The sequence below is a fragment of the Nonomuraea sp. NPDC049141 genome, assembly GCF_040648415.1.
Taxonomy (GTDB): domain Bacteria; phylum Actinomycetota; class Actinomycetes; order Streptosporangiales; family Streptosporangiaceae; genus Nonomuraea.
In genome coordinates this window covers 613,530-628,609 of sequence record NZ_JBEZDR010000002.1, presented here as the reverse complement: position 1 = coordinate 628,609, position 15,080 = coordinate 613,530, and the positions used below count along the sequence as shown (strand labels likewise).

The following is a 15,080-nucleotide window of genomic DNA, read 5'->3' as shown; positions in this document are numbered from 1 at the left end:
GGCGGCCACTTTCACGCCCAGAGCTGGCCTTCGAGGCGGTGCTCGGCTTCGTCCAGGGTGCCTTCGTAGGCCCCCGTGGACAGGTATTTCCAGCCGCCGTCGGCGACGACGAAGACGACGTCGGCGCTCTCCCCCGCCTTCACCGCCTTGGCGGCCACGCCCAGGGCCGCGTGCAACGCCGCCCCTGTGGACACGCCGGCGAAGATCCCCTCCGCGGCGAGCAGCTCCCGCGTACGGCGCAGCGCGTCGGCCGACCCCACCGAGAACCGCGTGGTCAGCACGGACTCGTCGTAGAGCTCCGGGATGAACCCCTCGTCCACGTTGCGCAGCCCGTAGACCAGCTCGCCGTAACGCGGCTCGGCGGCCACGATCCGCACGCCGGGCACGCGCTCACGCAGGAACCGTCCCACCCCCATGAGCGTCCCCGTCGTGCCAAGCCCGGCGACGAAGTGGGTCACGCCGGGCAGGTCCTCAAGGATCTCCGGCCCCGTCGACTCATAGTGGGAGCGCCAGTTGGCCGGGTTGCCGTACTGGTAGAGCATCACCCAGTCCGGATGTTCGGCCGCGAGCCCCTTGGCCACCCGTACGGCCTCGTTGGAGCCGCCCGCCGCGGCCGACGAGATGATCTCCGCGCCCCACATGCGCAGCAGCTGGCGGCGCTCCTCGGAGGTGTTCTCCGGCATCACGCAGATCAGCTTGTAGCCCTTGAGCTTGGCCGACATCGCCAGCGAGATGCCAGTGTTGCCGCTGGTGGGCTCCAGGATCGTGCAGCCGGGCGTGAGCAGCCCGTCCTTCTCGGCCTGCTCGACCATCCACAGCGCGGGCCGGTCCTTGATCGACCCGGTCGGGTTGCGGTCCTCGAGCTTGGCCCAGAGCCGTACGTCGGCCGACGGCGAGAGCCGGGGAAGGCCGACGAGGGGCGTGCGGCCGACCGAGTCGATCAGCGATTCGAAACGCATGTCACCCGCCGGCGACGGCGGGCAGCACGGTCACCGTGTCACCGTCGGACACCGGCGTGCCGAGGCCGCCGAGGAAGCGCACGTCCTCGTCGTTCAGGTACACGTTGACGAAGCGACGCAGGTTGCCCTGGTCGATCAGGCGGGCCTTGAGCCCGGGATGCAGGGACTCCAGGTTGCTGATCAGCTCGTCGAGGGTGGCGCCCTCGGCGTCGACGGCTTTGGCGCCGCCGGTGTAGGTACGGAGGATGGTCGGAATGCGAACCTCGATAGCCATCGCGGTCAGTCTCCTCGGGTCAGGTCGTCGTCCCATCGGCAGCAACGCCGACGGCTGAACACGGATTCCTGATCAGCGACAGTCGTAGACGACGACAGCCGGGGTATGCGCGAAGAGGTAGCTCTGCACCGGCCTGACCATCATGGGAGAAATCTTACCTCTTCCTCTGTTATCACTCCGTCGAGGATGCGGTAGGAGCGGAACTCCGTCTCGTGCTCGTCCCTGGTGGAGACCAGGACGTAGTGGGCGTCCGGCTCGGAGGCGTAGGTCACGTCGGTGCGCGAGGGGTAGGCCTCGGTCGCCGTGTGGGAGTGGTAGATCACGACGGGCACCTCGTCGCGGTCGTCCATGTCGCGCCAGACGCGCAGCTGCTCCATCGAGTCGAAGCGGTAGAACGTGGGCGAGCGTTCGGCGTTCTCCATCGGGACGAACCGCTCGGGAACGCCGTCCCGGCCCGCGATCACGCCACATGCCTCGTCCGGGTGGTCGGCCCGCGCATGGGCAACGATCTGATCAACCAGTTCCTGCGCGATCGTCAGCATGTCCCGGAAATTACCAGAGGGCCCGGACCAGGGTGTCCTGCAGGTAGGTCAGCCAGTCGTAGGTGACATAGGCCGGGTATCGAGGGTCGTCCTCGGACATGGTGGCGATCTCGTCGTGGATCTCCTCGGTCACCTCGAGCTTGGTGCCGAGGGCCAGCCGTACGTCGTTGAGCGCGCGCAGCCACGCCTGGGCCTGCTCGGGCGTGAGCTCGCTACGTCCCGGTCTGGCGCTGTCGAGCATGGTCTGCGCGTCGGCGCGCTTGCCGTCGCGCAGCGTCGCCTCGGTGTAGCGCCGGAACTCCGCCGCCTCCTCCGCGTCCTCGTAGGCCGAGGGGAACAGGCGCGCGAGCACCGGATCCGACGGCGCCAGCCCGGCCCCGATGCCGATGCCGAGCGCCCGCTCCAGCGGGTCGTCCCCGGTCTCGCCTGGCGCCACCAAACCGAGCACCTGGGCGACCAGCGAGCGCAGGATCGACACCTCCGCCGCCTCGAACTTCGCGATGACGCCGCCGCCGTCCCGCGTCGAGAACCCCGAGTTCACGTGTGCCGCCTCACTTCACCGAATCCGGCTGGACCGTCGCCCACAGGCCGTAGGAGTGGAGAATCTGCACGTCGCGCTCCATCTCCTCCCTGGTGCCGCTGGACACGACGGCCTTGCCTTTCTTGTGCACGTCCATCATGAGTCTCTCGGCCTTCTCCTTGGAGTAGCCGAAGACCGTCTGGAAAACGTACGTCACGTAGGACATGAGGTTGACCGGGTCGTTCCAGACGATCGTCACCCATGGCAGATCGGGCCGGACGTCCGTTGACGGACGCTCGACGGTCGTTGGAGCAGTGCTACCCACATCCCCCATCCTGCCCTACCCCGGCCGTAGTCTTCGAGTCGTGGCAATGACCATGAGCACTGCGTTGCTCACAGATCACTATGAACTGACAATGCTCCAGGCGGCGCTGCGGAGCGGCGCCGCCCATCGGCGGGCGGTTTTCGAGGTGTTCGCCCGGCATCTGCCTGGCGGACGGCGATACGGGGTTGTCGCCGGGACGGGACGTGTCCTGGACGAGCTGGAAGACTTCCGTTTCCGTGATGAGGAGCTGACCTATCTGCGGGAGAAAGAGGTGGTCGACGAACCGACCCTCGCCTTCCTCGCCGACTACCGTTTCTCCGGCGACGTGTACGGCTACCGCGAAGGAGACGTCTACTTCCCCGCCTCCCCGATCATGGTGGTGGAAGGCACGTTCGCCGAGGCCGTACTCCTCGAGACGTTGACCCTTTCCATCCTCAATCATGACTGCGCCATCGCCTCGGCCGCCTCCCGGATGACGAACGCGGCGGGCAACCGCCCGATCATCGAGATGGGCTCGCGCCGCACGCACGAGTGGGCCGCCATCGCGGCCGCCCGCGCCGCCTACATCGCCGGCTTCGCCTCCACCTCCAACCTGATGGCGGGGAAGGTCTACGGCGTTCCGACGGCCGGTACGGCGGCGCACGCGTTCACGCTGCTGCACGACACCGAGCGGGACGCGTTCGAAGCCCAGATCGCCGCGCTCGGCCCGGAGACCACGCTGCTGATCGACACCTACGAGGTGCCCGAGGCCGTCCGCACCGCGGTCGAGCTGGCGGGCGCCAAGCTGGGCGCGGTGCGGATCGACTCCGGCGACCTGGCGGCGGCCGCGCAGGAGGTACGCGAGCAGCTCGACGCGCTCGGCGCGTTCAACACCCGCATCGTGGTCACCTCCGACCTGGACGAGTACGCCATCGCCGCGCTGGCCGCGGCCCCCGTCGACGGCTACGGCGTGGGCACCTCGCTGGTGACGGGCTCGGGCGTGCCCACGGCCGCGCTGGTCTACAAGCTGGTGGCGCGCGAGACCGCGGCGGGCGTCATGGAGCCGGTGGCCAAGCGGTCGGTCGGCAAGCCGTCGCGTGGCGGCCGCAAGGAGCCCTACCGCCTGTTCGACGAGACCGGGCACGCCGAGACCGAGCTGATCACCACGTCGGGGCCGGCGCCGGAGGGCGGCGTACCGCTGCTGCACCACCTCGTGCGCGACGGCGAGGTCATCGGCAGGGAGCCGTTGGCCGCGGCCCGCGAGCGGCACGCCAGGACCATCGCGGGCCTCCCCCAGGAGGCGCTGCACCTGGGCCGGGGGTACGCGGCGATCGCCACGGAGTTCGCCTGACGTATGGTGCTTCCTATGGGGAGCGCGCTGATCATCGTCGATGTGCAGAACGACTTCTGTGAGGGCGGCAGCCTGCCCGTGGCGGGCGGATCCGAGGTGGCCGCCGCGATCACCCGTTACGTGGCCGACCACGGCTACGACCACGTGGTGGCCACCCGCGACTACCACATCAGCCCGGGCGGCCACTTCTCCGAGGCCCCCGACTACGTGACGACCTGGCCGGCGCACTGCGTCGCGGGCACGCCGGGCGCGGACTTCCACCCGGCCTTCGACGTCTCGGCGGTCGAGGAGGTCTTCTCCAAGGGCGCGCACGCCGCCGCCTACAGCGGGTTCGAGGGCGCCTCCGGCGACGAGGTGTCGCTGGCCGACTGGCTGGCCGAGCGCGGGGTGAGCGAGGTGGACGTGGTGGGGATCGCCACGGACCACTGCGTGCGCGCCACGGCGCTCGACGCGGTCGCGCACGGCCTGGCCGTACGCGTGCTGCTCGACCTCACGGCGGGGGTGGCGCGGCAGACCACGGACGTCGCGCTGTCGGAGTTGCGCGCAGCTGGCGCCGTCCTGCAGGGCACGCCGTCCGTGGCCTGACCGTCGGCCACGAAGAGTACGCGGTGCGCGACGCTGCGGTCATGTGATATCCAAGAGGGCGAATGCTCTCCGAATGCGTGCCACCACGGAGAGCGATGCTACGTCGTCCTCATGTGTGAGGTTCCCCATGCTCACCTTCTCGCTCGGCCTGGCCTGGCTGCTGCTCGCCCCGCTCAGCCTCTGGGTGCTCGTCCGCGGGCGTAATCCGGCCAGGGCCGGGGCCGTGCTGACGCTGGTGCTGCTGGAGGCGGCCACGGTGGCGATGACCACCGAGGAGCGGGAGGCCGCGGTCGTCGCCCATGACGTGCCGCCCAGCGTGCTCCCGATGGGCTGCGCGGAGCGCACGCCGGTGCCCGAGACGGCACGGCTGAGCGGCCCACGCGACGATCTCACGCTGTCCTGGGCCGCCGCGCCCGACGAGTGCGCGACGGCGCAGGTCACGCTCCGGCCCGAGGGCCGCAGGCTGCGCGTCTGGGTCCACGAAGGGCCGCCCCGCGAGGAACGCGAAGGGATGCGTACGGTGTCCGTACACGTCGCTCAAGGCGCCGCCTCGCTGCGGGTGCCGCTCGACCCGCCCGCCTCCGCGCGCCTGCGTCCGGTCGACGGCCGCACCGGGCACCCCATCCCCCGGCCGACGACTTCTACGAGATGACCGAACCCTGTCGCAGCGCGTCGTCCAGGTCGGCGTAGACCTCGAACGCGTGCCGCAGCCCCGTGATGAACAGCACCCGCCCCATGACCCCCTGGACCCCGCCCAGCAGCAGCCGTGTCTCCCTGGCCTCGCACCGCTGCAGGACCTCGACGAGCTCGTTCATCCCCAGGGAGTCGCAGAAGGTGATCTCCCGCAGATCCATGATCAGGAAGGGTTTCACCGGTAGTGCCCAGATGCGCGCCATGTGCTCCCGGAAGGCCGGCACCGCAGAGGCGTCGAGATCGCCGCTCAGCCGGGTGATGATGGCGTTTCCCGAGAGGCCGGAGGTGACGACGAACGTCGATTTTCCCGTGGCCCCAGATGACATGGGTGAAGTCCTTCTGTATTTCCCAAGGCAGCCATCGTCTGGTGTTGCCGGTTCCGCTGGTTGTCTAACGATAGGACACGGCGGTGTGACCAAACGCGTAGAGGGGGCCAGAGCATGACGATCTCTGGATCGGCGTCCGGCGTGGCCGTGAGCAGGCTCTTCGCTGCCGTGTCCTAACCGTGACACTTCTCGGGCTCAACGGCCACCCGAACGCCAAGATTTCAGTCGGCCGCCCGGCGATGGAACCGGGCGGCTTCGCTAACGTCGCTGGGTGGCCCACTGGCGGATCTTGTCGATCCGCTCCTGGATCTGGACCGCGGTGGCCTGGGCGATGGGCGGCCCGCCGCAGGCCCGGCGCAGGTCCGAGTGGATGACGCCGTGGGGCTGGCCGGTGCGGTGGTTCCAGGCGCCCACGAGGCCGTTGAGCTCTCGCCGGAGCTCGGCGATCTGCTCGTGCGCCGCCGGCGCGGGCTGGCCGGTCTCGGGCTTCTTCGCCTTGGCCGCCTGCTGGTCCGACTGCCGCTTGCGCAGCAGCGTGGCCACCTGGTCGGGCTCCAGCAGGCCGGGCAGTCCGAGGAAGTCCTCCTCCTCCGCCGAGCCGACCTCCGCGCCGGTGCCGAACTCGCCGCCGTCGTAGAGCACCCGGTCGAACGTCGCCGACGTCTCCATCATCTCGAACGGCAGCTCGTCACCTAGGACGTCCGGATTGTCCTTCTTCCTGTTGGCCTGCTCCAGCAGGCTGTCGTCCAGCCCGTCCTCCGGCGGACGGCGGTTGAGCACGTGGTCGCGCTCCACCTCCATCTCGTTGGCCAGGCCCATGAGGGTCGGCACCGAGGGCAGGAACACCGAGGCCATCTCGCCGCGCTTGCGGGCCCGCACGAAGCGGCCGACCGCCTGGGCGAAGAACAGCGGGGTGGAGGTCGAGGTGGCGTAGACGCCCACGCACAACCGCGGGATGTCGACGCCTTCGGACACCATCCGGACCGCCACCAGCCAGCGGTCACCGGACGCGGCGAACTGCTTGATCTTCTTGGAGGCGCCCGGGTCGTCGGAGAGCACGACGGTGGCGCCCTCGCCGGAGATGTTGCGCAGGTGGCGGGCGTAGGCGCGGGCCGTCTCGTGGTCGGTCGCGATGACCAGGCCGCCGGCGTCGGGGACGCCGCGGCGCACCTCCGTCAGCCGCCGGTCGGCGGCCTCCATGACCTGGCGGATCCAGTCGCCCTTGGGATCGAGCGCGGCGCGCCAGGCCTGGGAGAGCTGGTCCTTGGTGAGCGGCGTGCCCAGCGTGGCGGCGAGCTCGTCGCCCGCGCGGGTGCGCCACTTCATCTCGCCGGAGTAGGCCAGGAAGATGACCGGCCGGACGACCCCGTCGTCGAGGGCCGGGCCGTAGCCGTAGGAGAAGTCGGAGACGCTGCGCTTGAGCCCCTCGGCGTCCTCCTCGTAGCCGACGAACGGGATCGGGTTGTCGTCGGACCTGAACGGCGTGCCGGTCAGCTGGAGCCTGCGGACGGCGGGCTCGAACGCCTCGCGGATGCCGTCGCCCCACGACTTGGCGTCGCCCGCGTGGTGGATCTCGTCGAAGATGATGAGTGTCTTGCGGGCCTCGGTGCGCGCCCTGTGGAGGGCGGGGTGCATGGCGACCGCCGCGTACGTCACGGCCACGCCGACATAGTCGCTGGAGGTGGCGCCCTGGCTGTTCTTGAACTCGGGGTCGATGCTGATGCCGACCTTGCTCGCGGCGTCGGCCCACTGGCGCTTGAGGTGCTCGGTGGGGGTGACGATGGTGATCGCCCGGATCACCCCGTTGGCGAGCAGCTCGCTGGCGATGCGCAGGGCATAGGTCGTCTTGCCCGCGCCCGGCGTCGCCACGGTGAGGAAGTCACGCGGCTCGCGCCTGAAATACAGGTCGAACGCCTCCTGCTGCCAGGCGCGCAGCTTGGGCGCGGTGCCCCACGCGGCGCGGTCGGGATAGGAAGGCGAAAGGTGGGATGCGGCGAAGGTGCTCACCGCATCACCTCTGGGGTTCGTGTGCTTCGCTGTCTCACAGTGACCCAAGAGTAATCGGGCCCACCGACAAGACGTGCCGTGCACCGTGGATCCTGGCCAAGCTCATCCTCGCGTGCTAAGGGGCGTACGGGGCTTATCGCACACTCGACATCACCGCGTCGAGTGCCTGCTTTCGGGTTGTTTCTTCGGGTTGGAGCAGCCCGACCAGCAGTACTGCCTTGCCGCCCCGGTTGAGGAGTGTGACACGTAGGTAGGCGGGTCTGTTCACCACATCCTGGTATTGCGCTCGTAGCGCACGCGTGTGCCCCTGGGGGAGGTCTTTGTCCTCGACGACGTCGACCTTGTCGCCTTTGAGCAGCAGCGTGGAGTACAGCTCCGCCGCGTCCTTGGTGGCCTTCGTCACATCGGCCACCGGATCGGGGATCGGCCTGGCCATGACGAGCGCGCCGTCGCTTCTGGCGACCGAGGTGAATCCGGTCACAGGCGGCACCGCGCCCTCCTGCCACCCGGCCGGCAGCGTGATCGTCACTCCCGCCAGCGAGTCGCTCAACCGCGCCGTCGCGGGCTTCGGGACGGCGAGCCGCAGCACGACCATGACCAGCGCCGCGACCAGCCCGGCGGACAGGAGCAGCGCGATCACCGCCTCGGCGGGCCGTCCCCACCGCCGCACCGATACCCGCCTCGACAGGCCTGGATCGGCGGGCGCCCCGTAGTGACGGGCGGACGGGGGCAGCGACTCCCACGGCACCTGCGGATCGCCGTCATCCCGCTCAAGCCCCCGCTCGGTGGTGCGCCGCGGCCGTGGATTCCACAGATCCTCCGGCTCGTCCCGCTCATCCCCCTCCGGGCCGCTCCTCCCATGCCACGAGAGCCTGTCATCACCACCCACAGACCCACGCCGCACCCGCCCGAGCCCGGCTACGGGATCTGGCCCACTCCCGGAGTCCCGCCCGGTCACCGGATCTCGTCCACTCACGGGATCTCGTCCACTCACGGGATCTCGCCCGCTCACGGAGTCTCGCCCAGTCACGGAGTCTCGCCCGGTTACCGGATCTCGTCCGCTCACGGAGTCGCGCCCGGTCACGGGATCTCGGCGGGCCAGGGGATCCCGCCGGGTCAGGGCCTCTCGCCGCACTTGGCCGGGGCCGTCATCGACGGCCGCCGGCTCGCGCCGCGCCGTCCCGGACGGCCGCGCCTGTGCCTCCCCGTCCCGCCGTCCACCCCGCGGATACGGATCTCCGCCCCTGCGCACCCGGCCCGGCGCCCCATCAGCCGGAGGCTCAGGAGTGTCGGGAGGGTCGGGAGGGTCGGGAGGGTCGGGAGGTGTCCGGCGGTGCCTGGCTCCGGAACTCGGCGGCCACACGCGGCGATCGTCCTCCATGACACCTCCTTGTCCGCTGTCCTATCACTCCTTCTCCCGCGGATCCGGCGTTCCGTGATCGCTGTGACAGGAGGGACAGGAATCGCCCCTGACAGGAGATCAATCGGAGCGAGTACGAGAGGCGAGGAGAGTGGCGGCGAGGGCGACGGCCGACATCAGACAGCAGATGACCACGAAGCCGCGCGCGATCATCCCCGGGCTGTGCCCGATGACGTTGACCAGCGCACCCCCCGCGCCCACCGCCAGCGCCGACCCCAGCATGTCCGTCACCGAGAGTGCGGCGGAGTTGGCCCCCTGCTCGTTGACCGGCGACTGCTTGAGCGCGGTGATGCTGACCGTGGTCATGCCGATGCCCATCCCGAACCCCGCCACGATCCACGCCGGCACCGCGACCCAGCCGGTGATCCCGGGCAGGACCGACAGCAGCCCGAGCAGCACCCCCGCCATGACGCAGGCGGCCCCCAGCCGGATCCGCCGATACGGCTCGACCGAGCGCCTGCTCTGCAGGTAGGAGCCGGTGGACCAGCCGAGGGCGCCGGTCGTGAGCGCGATGCCCGCCGCCGCGGGGCCGAACTCCTTGACCTGTTGGAGGGCGAGGGGAATGAACGAGTTCACGCCGAAGAAGGCGGCCGAGAACATGCCGCGCATCATGATCGTGGTCGGCAGGCCCTGCCTGAAGCGCAGCGCGCCCGGCGGCAGCAGCTTGGACAGGCCGTAACCGAGGCAGGCCAGCCCGGCCAGGACCGCGACGGCGCTCGGCACCGGTGAGATGTGCAGCTTGTCCACGCCGTACAGCAGCACGCCCGCCCCACCGGCGGAGGCGGTGGCGGCCACGGTCATCGCGAACGGCCTGGACCGCGCGCCCTGCGACGACCCCCCGCCCTCGTCAGACGCCGCCCCGTCGGCGCGCTTCTTCAAGGCGGGGACCAACATCACCAGGGCCGGCACCACGAGCGGGATGATCCCGAAGAACACCCACCGCCACCCCCATGCGGACGCCACGAACCCGGCCACCGCCGGACCGACCATGGCGGGCACCACCCAGGCCGCCGACAGCCCCGCGAATATCCTGGGCCGCAGGGCCGCCGGATAGACCCGGGCGATCATCACGTACACGGCGACGATCGTGCATCCCGCGCCCAGCCCCTGCACGGCCCGCGCGGCCAGGAACAGCACCTTGGTCGCCGCCGCCCCCGCCAACCCCATCCCGATCACGAACAGCACCACCCCGAGCAGGAACGGCATCGTGTAGCCACGCCGGTCCGACCAGAGCCCGGACACCACGTTCGCGAACAGGCTGGCGATGAGGAAGGCCGAGAAGCTCAGGCCGTAGAGGTCGAGCGCGTCGAGCTGCCGGGAGACGATCGGCATCACCACGCTCACCGACATGCCCTCGAAGGCGATCAGTGTGATCACCAGCAGGATGCCGATGGTCGCCGCCCGGTAGGCCGAACCGAAGATGCGAGGTTGATCGTATGGAGTGTCGAGTGCCTTCGGTGCTGTCACTCACACATCCTAGTTGTGCCGTTATTTCAGGGTGCGGCCAGCAGGCCCCGGCCCCGGTAGACGGCCCACATCTGGTGCATGCGCTTCGCCTGATCAGGCGTGAACTCCCACATGCACCGGTCATGCGCGTAGTCCATGTAGTTGTGGATGGGATCGCCGCCCTGCTCCGCGCAGGTCTCCTTGGCATCGGGACAGCCTTCCGTGGGCTTGGCCTCGGGCGGGGTGTCGGCGATGCCGTCGCCCGGGCTGGCGCAGCCGTTCTCGAAGGTGTGGAAGAGGCCGAGCCAGTGGCCGATCTCGTGTACGGCGGTGTAGCCGCGGTCGTAGTTGACCATCGAGCCGCCGGGCAGGCTGCGCCAGTCGATGACGACGCCGTCGAGGGCGGGGCTGCCGTTGTACCAGTACGGGTAGGCGGAGTAGCCGAGGACGAGGTCGCCCAGCTGGCCGATGTAGAGGTTGAGGGTCTCGGGACCGCCCTTGCGCAGGGCGGTCTTCATGGCGCCCTCATTGGCGATCGGATCGACGAACCACGTGGCGTTCTCCTTGACCGAGATGCCGTCGAGGCGGAAGCGCACCCCGCTTGGGGCACCGCCCAGCGCGCCGCTGTAGGCGGCGTTGAGCGTGTCGATCTGCGCCTTGACAGCCGCGTCCGAGGCCCGCCGGACGCCGTCGGTCAGCACGTGCACCCAGGTGGGAACGGTGACCGTGTCCGGGACCGTCACCCCGGCGAGCCGCTGGTCGAGCTCGGCCAGCACCTGCTGCACGTCCCGCGGCTTGGGCTCCCGAGGCCCCGGCGACCGCGGATCATCGCCCAGCCCCGAGGCCCCCGTACCCGACGCCCCGTCACGAGCCGTGTGCGGACCAGCCGCACTCGACACGTCGTCGTAGGCCGTGCGTAGACCTGCCGCGCTCGGCACGTCGTCGTGGGCCGTGCGTAGACCAGCCGCACTCGATGCGTCACCGCGGGCCATGCGCGGACCCGCCGCACTTGGCGCGCCGTCGCGGGCCGTGCGCGGGCCCGCCTCGCGCCGCGCGGCGCGGCAGTCGGCCGCGGCCCAGGCCGTGGCGGCAGGGCGGAGCGGCGGTGTGAGCCCGGCCGCGAGCAGGCATGCCAAAGAGACGGCGGTCGCGCGCCGGGCCATGCAATCCCCCGTTACGGTATGAGTACGTCTGCATGCAGACGGTAGCTCTCCCGTAGGTGATCACATGTGATCAACACTCACTCGTTCTTGTCGTCGTCTCCGCCCGACGGCAGCCCCTCGTAGATCTCCTTGCACTCGGGGCACACCGGATATTTCTTGGGATCGCGGCTGGGCACCCAGACCTTGCCACACAGGGCCCGGATCGGCGTGCCGGTGACCATGCTCTCGGTGATCTTGTGCTTGTCCGCGTAGTGCGAGAACCGCTCGTGATCGCCGTCGCCATGCGATGTCCGCGGGGTGGTCTCCTGCTCAGGGAGGATCTTCGTACTCACCCCCCCGAGTCTATGCCCGCCTCCGACCGAGTCTTCCCGGCCGAGACGGCCGAGCCCACCCCTTGGACACGCGTACGGCCCCCGCCACCAGGCGAGGGCCGTACGGACTGCGAAAAGGGTCAGCCGATGTGAACCGGCGCGCCCTCGCTCTTGCGGCCGGCCTGGACGAACAGCGTCAGAATCGCGGTCAGGATCGCGATGCCGGTGCTGACCAGGAAGGCCAGGTGCATGCCGTCCATGAACGCGTTGTGCACGGCACCGCCCACCAGCTGCTGGAGCTGCTGCGGAGTGCCGGCCGGGAGCCCGCCGAAGGCGGCGGCCTTCTCCAGCAGGGACAGCTGCTCCGCCGGGATCGCCTTGGCCGCCGGGCCGAGGTAGCCGGGCAGCTTGCTGGAGATCTCGGAGGCCATGACGGCGCCCAGGATGGCGGTGCCGAGCGCGCCGCCGACCTGCATGGCCGACTGCTGCAGACCGCCCGCGACACCGCTGAGCTGGATCGGGGCGTTGCCCACGATGATCTCGGTGGCGCCGACGAAGACCGGCGAGAGGCCGAACGCCAGCAGCACGAACGGGATGGCGCTCTCGACGAACGAGGCGTCGATGCTCAACTGCGACATGAGGAACATCGAGCTCGCGGTGATCAGCAGACCGGCGGCCATCGTGAACTTCGCGCCGATCTTGCCGATCAGCATGCCGGCCAGCGGCGAGGCCACGATCATGCCGGCGCTCATCGGCAGCATGCGCAGGCCCGCGTCCAGCGGGGACAGGCCGTGCACGCCCTGGAAGAAGAAGCCCAGGAAGAACATCGCCCCGAACATGGCGAACGCCACCATCATCATCAGCACGGTGCCGATGGAGACGGACCGGTTCTTGAACAGTGACAGCGGGACCAGCGGCTGCTTGGCCTTGCTCTGCCAGAAGACGAAGGCGGCGATGAGCACGACGAACCCGGCGATGAAGCTGAGCGTCGTACTGTCGCCCCAGCCCCACTCGGGGGCCTTGATGATCGTCCAGACGAGCGAGAACATCGCGCCCGACAGCAGCACCACGCCGAGCCAGTCGATCCTGGCCAGCGACGGGACGCGGTTCTCCTTGATGAGGAAGATGCCCATGATCAGGGCGATGATCCCCACCGGCGCGTTGATGAAGAAGACGGACTGCCAGCTGACGTTCTCGACCAGGACACCGCCCACGATCGGGCCGGCCGCGCTGGACAGGCCGATGATGGCGCCCCAGGCGCCCATGGCCTGGTTCAGCTTCTCACCGGGGAAGGCACCGCGCAGCAGGGCCAGGGCGGCGGGCTGGAGCAGGGCGCCGAACAGGCCCTGCAGCACGCGCAGGCCGATCAGCGCGCCGATCGGCGACACGCCCGGGATGATGTCCGCCAGCTCCTGGCTGAGGCCGATGCCGATCGAGGACAGCGCGAACCCGGCGACACCGATCAGGAAGACCCGCTTGTGCCCGAAAAGGTCCCCCAGCTTGCCCGCCGTGATCAGGAACACCGCCAGCGCCAACAGGTAACCACTGGTCACCCACTGCAGGTCGGACAGCGATGCGCCCAGGTCGTGCTGGATGGACGGATTGGCGATGCCGACCACGGTGCCGTCGAGCATCACCATGATGACGCCCAGGCAGACCGCCAGCAGCACCAACCACGGATTGCCGCCGGACCCCGTCTCCCCGGGGCCGGGCGACGACGGCGCCTCGACCGTCCTCGCGTTAGCCATGAGATCCCCCTCAGTACGTACCGCCCCACACCGGGGCATAAGTCACTTAAGCCTCAGGTAATCTATGGCAGTCGCTGACAGATGACAAACGGGTTTTATTTGACGGCGTATGACTTATGACACACCATGACAGGAAAGTTTCTAGGGAGTGACGCGTGTGGGTCTAAGGGAACGCAAGAAGGAGAAGACGCGCCTGGCGATCCTCGACGCCGCGCTCGACCTGTTCCTCGAACAAGGGTACGACTCGACCACGGTGGACCAGATAGCGGGGTCGGTCGAGATCTCCCCTCGGACGTTCTTCCGCTACTTCACCAGCAAGGACCATCTCGTGCTGTGGTTCCACGACCACGGCGAGGAGATCATGCTGGAGACCCTCCGGAACCGCCCCGCCGACGAGCCCTCCTTCACGGCGCTGATCCACGGGTTGCGCGGGGTCGTCCGCGACATGGAGGGATCAACACCCGAGGACACGACAAGATTCCTGAAGTTGCGGCGACTCATGGAGGAAAATCCCCATCTAGTGGGTCTGTCCGTCGCCAGGGGCGCGGCGACCGAGCGCCGCCTGGCCGTCGAGATCGCCGCCCGCAGGAACGTCGACGTGACCACCGACCAGCGCACCCACCTCATCGTCGCGTTCGCGATGTCGATCCTGCGGGTCGGGTTCGAATGCCCGCACCGCGAGGTGACGGATGTGCGGATCCTCGTGGAGCGCATGGAGGAGACCCTCGAACTCGCCCAGAACGCCTTCCGCCCCGGCTGGGACGTCTAGTTCAGCGTCGAATCTAGTTCAGCGTCGGATCGTCCGGGCAGGTCGCCACGAAGGCCAGTTCGCCTGGTTGCCGCCGCAGGACGTTGCGCCACAGGGAACCGGGGTCGGTGTGGAAGGTGTCGCCCGCCTCCGAGTCGACGACGTACCAGGCCCCTTCGGCGATCTCGCTCTCCAGTTGCCCGGATGTCCAGCCCGCGTATCCGGCGAAGATCCGCATCTGCGCGATCTCGCCCTGAAGGATCTCGGGCGGCGCGTCCAGATCGACCGTGCCCAGCCGGGAGACCGCGGGCGTGCCCGCGTGCAGCCTGCGCCAGCCCAGCGGCTCCTGACCGCTCGGCACCGCCGCCAGTGCCAGCGCGCTGTCGGTCTGCACAGGACCGCCCTCGAACAGCACCGATGGCCCGGTCACCAGGGGATCCCACACCGGCAGCACCTGCGTCACCGAGATGTCGCTCGGCCGATTCAGGACCACACCGAGAGTGCCGCCGTCGAGGTCGTGTTCGAGGATGAGCACGACGCTACGCCGGAAGTTGGGGTCGTCAAGAAGCGGCGTCGCCACCAGTAAACCGCCGACGTAGATCGCTTCCGCCATACCTCCATCATGAAGGGTCAACCCCGCATCTCGCTCCCCCACCACCCTGTTGTTACTTTATGCAGTAATA

General features: G+C 69.3%; 17 protein-coding genes and 1 pseudogene. 4 read left to right on the top strand and 14 right to left on the bottom strand.

Annotation, left to right across the window (positions count from 1 at the left end; all coding sequences use genetic code 11):
- Positions 1-11: 11 nt before the first annotated feature.
- From AB0B91_RS07735 to clpS, 5 genes are all read right to left on the bottom strand, one after another.
- The gene (locus AB0B91_RS07735) at positions 12-959 is read right to left on the bottom strand and encodes a cysteine synthase (RefSeq protein WP_358317196.1); all 948 of its coding nucleotides are present in this window, start codon (positions 957-959) and stop codon (positions 12-14) included.
- Between the two features lies 1 nt (position 960).
- The gene (locus tag AB0B91_RS07730) at positions 961-1,233 is read right to left on the bottom strand and encodes a MoaD/ThiS family protein (protein WP_358317194.1); all 273 of its coding nucleotides are present in this window, start codon (positions 1,231-1,233) and stop codon (positions 961-963) included.
- A gap of 140 nt (positions 1,234-1,373) precedes the next feature.
- The gene (locus tag AB0B91_RS07725) at positions 1,374-1,775 is read right to left on the bottom strand and encodes a M67 family metallopeptidase (protein WP_358317192.1); all 402 of its coding nucleotides are present in this window, start codon (positions 1,773-1,775) and stop codon (positions 1,374-1,376) included.
- A gap of 10 nt (positions 1,776-1,785) precedes the next feature.
- Positions 1,786-2,316: a DUF2017 domain-containing protein gene (locus tag AB0B91_RS07720; protein ID WP_358317190.1), complete on the bottom strand. Its 531-nt coding sequence runs from the start codon at positions 2,314-2,316 to the stop codon at positions 1,786-1,788.
- A 10-nt stretch (positions 2,317-2,326) separates the two neighbouring features.
- On the bottom strand, positions 2,327-2,629 hold the full coding sequence (clpS, locus tag AB0B91_RS07715) for an ATP-dependent Clp protease adapter ClpS (RefSeq protein WP_358317188.1): 303 nt from the start codon (positions 2,627-2,629) through the stop codon (positions 2,327-2,329).
- A 37-nt stretch (positions 2,630-2,666) separates the two neighbouring features.
- On the opposite strand from clpS, the gene AB0B91_RS07710 reads away from it, so the two are divergent.
- The 3 genes from AB0B91_RS07710 (at position 2,667) to AB0B91_RS07700 (ending at position 5,187) form a co-directional block, all read left to right on the top strand.
- Positions 2,667-3,950: a nicotinate phosphoribosyltransferase gene (locus tag AB0B91_RS07710; RefSeq protein ID WP_358317186.1), complete on the top strand. Its 1,284-nt coding sequence runs from the start codon at positions 2,667-2,669 to the stop codon at positions 3,948-3,950.
- A 15-nt stretch (positions 3,951-3,965) separates the two neighbouring features.
- Positions 3,966-4,535 (top strand): nicotinamidase, encoded by a 570-nt coding sequence (locus AB0B91_RS07705; protein WP_358317184.1) that lies wholly within the window; start codon positions 3,966-3,968, stop codon positions 4,533-4,535.
- A gap of 127 nt (positions 4,536-4,662) precedes the next feature.
- Entirely contained in the window at positions 4,663-5,187 is a 525-nt protein-coding gene (locus AB0B91_RS07700) for a hypothetical protein (protein ID WP_358317182.1), read from the top strand.
- On the opposite strand, the gene AB0B91_RS07695 is transcribed toward AB0B91_RS07700, so the two are convergent.
- From AB0B91_RS07695 to AB0B91_RS07660, 8 genes and pseudogenes are all read right to left on the bottom strand, one after another.
- Positions 5,177-5,554: an STAS domain-containing protein gene (locus AB0B91_RS07695; protein ID WP_358317180.1), complete on the bottom strand. Its 378-nt coding sequence runs from the start codon at positions 5,552-5,554 to the stop codon at positions 5,177-5,179. The two genes, AB0B91_RS07700 and AB0B91_RS07695, sit on opposite strands and share 11 nt — an antisense overlap.
- A 258-nt stretch (positions 5,555-5,812) precedes the next feature.
- Positions 5,813-7,561 (bottom strand): DEAD/DEAH box helicase, encoded by a 1,749-nt coding sequence (locus AB0B91_RS07690; protein ID WP_358317178.1) that lies wholly within the window; start codon positions 7,559-7,561, stop codon positions 5,813-5,815.
- A gap of 133 nt (positions 7,562-7,694) precedes the next feature.
- Positions 7,695-8,450 (bottom strand): hypothetical protein, encoded by a 756-nt coding sequence (locus tag AB0B91_RS07685; RefSeq protein WP_358317176.1) that lies wholly within the window; start codon positions 8,448-8,450, stop codon positions 7,695-7,697.
- Between the two features lie 516 nt (positions 8,451-8,966).
- Positions 8,967-9,038 (bottom strand): annotated as a pseudogene (locus AB0B91_RS07680) (cytochrome c3 family protein); the annotation flags it as partial.
- 3 nt (positions 9,039-9,041) lie between these two features.
- The gene (locus AB0B91_RS07675) at positions 9,042-10,448 is read right to left on the bottom strand and encodes an MFS transporter (RefSeq protein ID WP_358317174.1); all 1,407 of its coding nucleotides are present in this window, start codon (positions 10,446-10,448) and stop codon (positions 9,042-9,044) included.
- 26 nt (positions 10,449-10,474) lie between these two features.
- Entirely contained in the window at positions 10,475-11,590 is a 1,116-nt protein-coding gene (locus AB0B91_RS07670) for a zinc metalloprotease (RefSeq protein ID WP_358317172.1), read from the bottom strand.
- Between the two features lie 77 nt (positions 11,591-11,667).
- Positions 11,668-11,922: a DUF3039 domain-containing protein gene (locus tag AB0B91_RS07665; protein WP_214641663.1), complete on the bottom strand. Its 255-nt coding sequence runs from the start codon at positions 11,920-11,922 to the stop codon at positions 11,668-11,670.
- A 119-nt stretch (positions 11,923-12,041) separates the two neighbouring features.
- Positions 12,042-13,649: an MFS transporter gene (locus AB0B91_RS07660; RefSeq protein ID WP_358317170.1), complete on the bottom strand. Its 1,608-nt coding sequence runs from the start codon at positions 13,647-13,649 to the stop codon at positions 12,042-12,044.
- A 157-nt stretch (positions 13,650-13,806) separates the two neighbouring features.
- Here AB0B91_RS07660 and AB0B91_RS07655 point away from each other — a divergent pair, with 157 nt between their 5' ends.
- Positions 13,807-14,418, top strand: coding sequence for a TetR family transcriptional regulator (locus AB0B91_RS07655; protein ID WP_358317168.1), 612 nt, complete (start codon positions 13,807-13,809; stop codon positions 14,416-14,418).
- A 13-nt stretch (positions 14,419-14,431) separates the two neighbouring features.
- On the opposite strand, the gene AB0B91_RS07650 is transcribed toward AB0B91_RS07655, so the two are convergent.
- Complete coding sequence (locus AB0B91_RS07650; RefSeq protein ID WP_358317166.1) at positions 14,432-15,010, bottom strand: YqgE/AlgH family protein; 579 nt, start codon at positions 15,008-15,010, stop codon at positions 14,432-14,434.
- Positions 15,011-15,080: the final 70 nt, after the last annotated feature.

Excerpts from the sequence above, each read along its gene's own strand:
- clpS (WP_358317188.1), bottom strand. The coding sequence starts at position 2,629 with ATGGGGGATGTGGGTAGCACTGCTCCAACGACCGTCGAGCGTCCGTCA.
- AB0B91_RS07695 (WP_358317180.1), bottom strand. The coding sequence starts at position 5,554 with ATGTCATCTGGGGCCACGGGAAAATCGACGTTCGTCGTCACCTCCGGC.
- AB0B91_RS07700 (WP_358317182.1), top strand. The coding sequence starts at position 4,663 with ATGCTCACCTTCTCGCTCGGCCTGGCCTGGCTGCTGCTCGCCCCGCTC.
- AB0B91_RS07650 (WP_358317166.1), bottom strand. The coding sequence starts at position 15,010 with ATGGCGGAAGCGATCTACGTCGGCGGTTTACTGGTGGCGACGCCGCTT.
- AB0B91_RS07705 (WP_358317184.1), top strand. The coding sequence starts at position 3,966 with ATGGGGAGCGCGCTGATCATCGTCGATGTGCAGAACGACTTCTGTGAG.
- AB0B91_RS07670 (WP_358317172.1), bottom strand. The coding sequence starts at position 11,590 with ATGGCCCGGCGCGCGACCGCCGTCTCTTTGGCATGCCTGCTCGCGGCC.
- AB0B91_RS07735 (WP_358317196.1), bottom strand. The coding sequence starts at position 959 with ATGCGTTTCGAATCGCTGATCGACTCGGTCGGCCGCACGCCCCTCGTC.
- AB0B91_RS07725 (WP_358317192.1), bottom strand. The coding sequence starts at position 1,775 with ATGCTGACGATCGCGCAGGAACTGGTTGATCAGATCGTTGCCCATGCG.
- AB0B91_RS07730 (WP_358317194.1), bottom strand. The coding sequence starts at position 1,233 with ATGGCTATCGAGGTTCGCATTCCGACCATCCTCCGTACCTACACCGGC.
- AB0B91_RS07710 (WP_358317186.1), top strand. The coding sequence starts at position 2,667 with ATGACCATGAGCACTGCGTTGCTCACAGATCACTATGAACTGACAATG.
- AB0B91_RS07660 (WP_358317170.1), bottom strand. The coding sequence starts at position 13,649 with ATGGCTAACGCGAGGACGGTCGAGGCGCCGTCGTCGCCCGGCCCCGGG.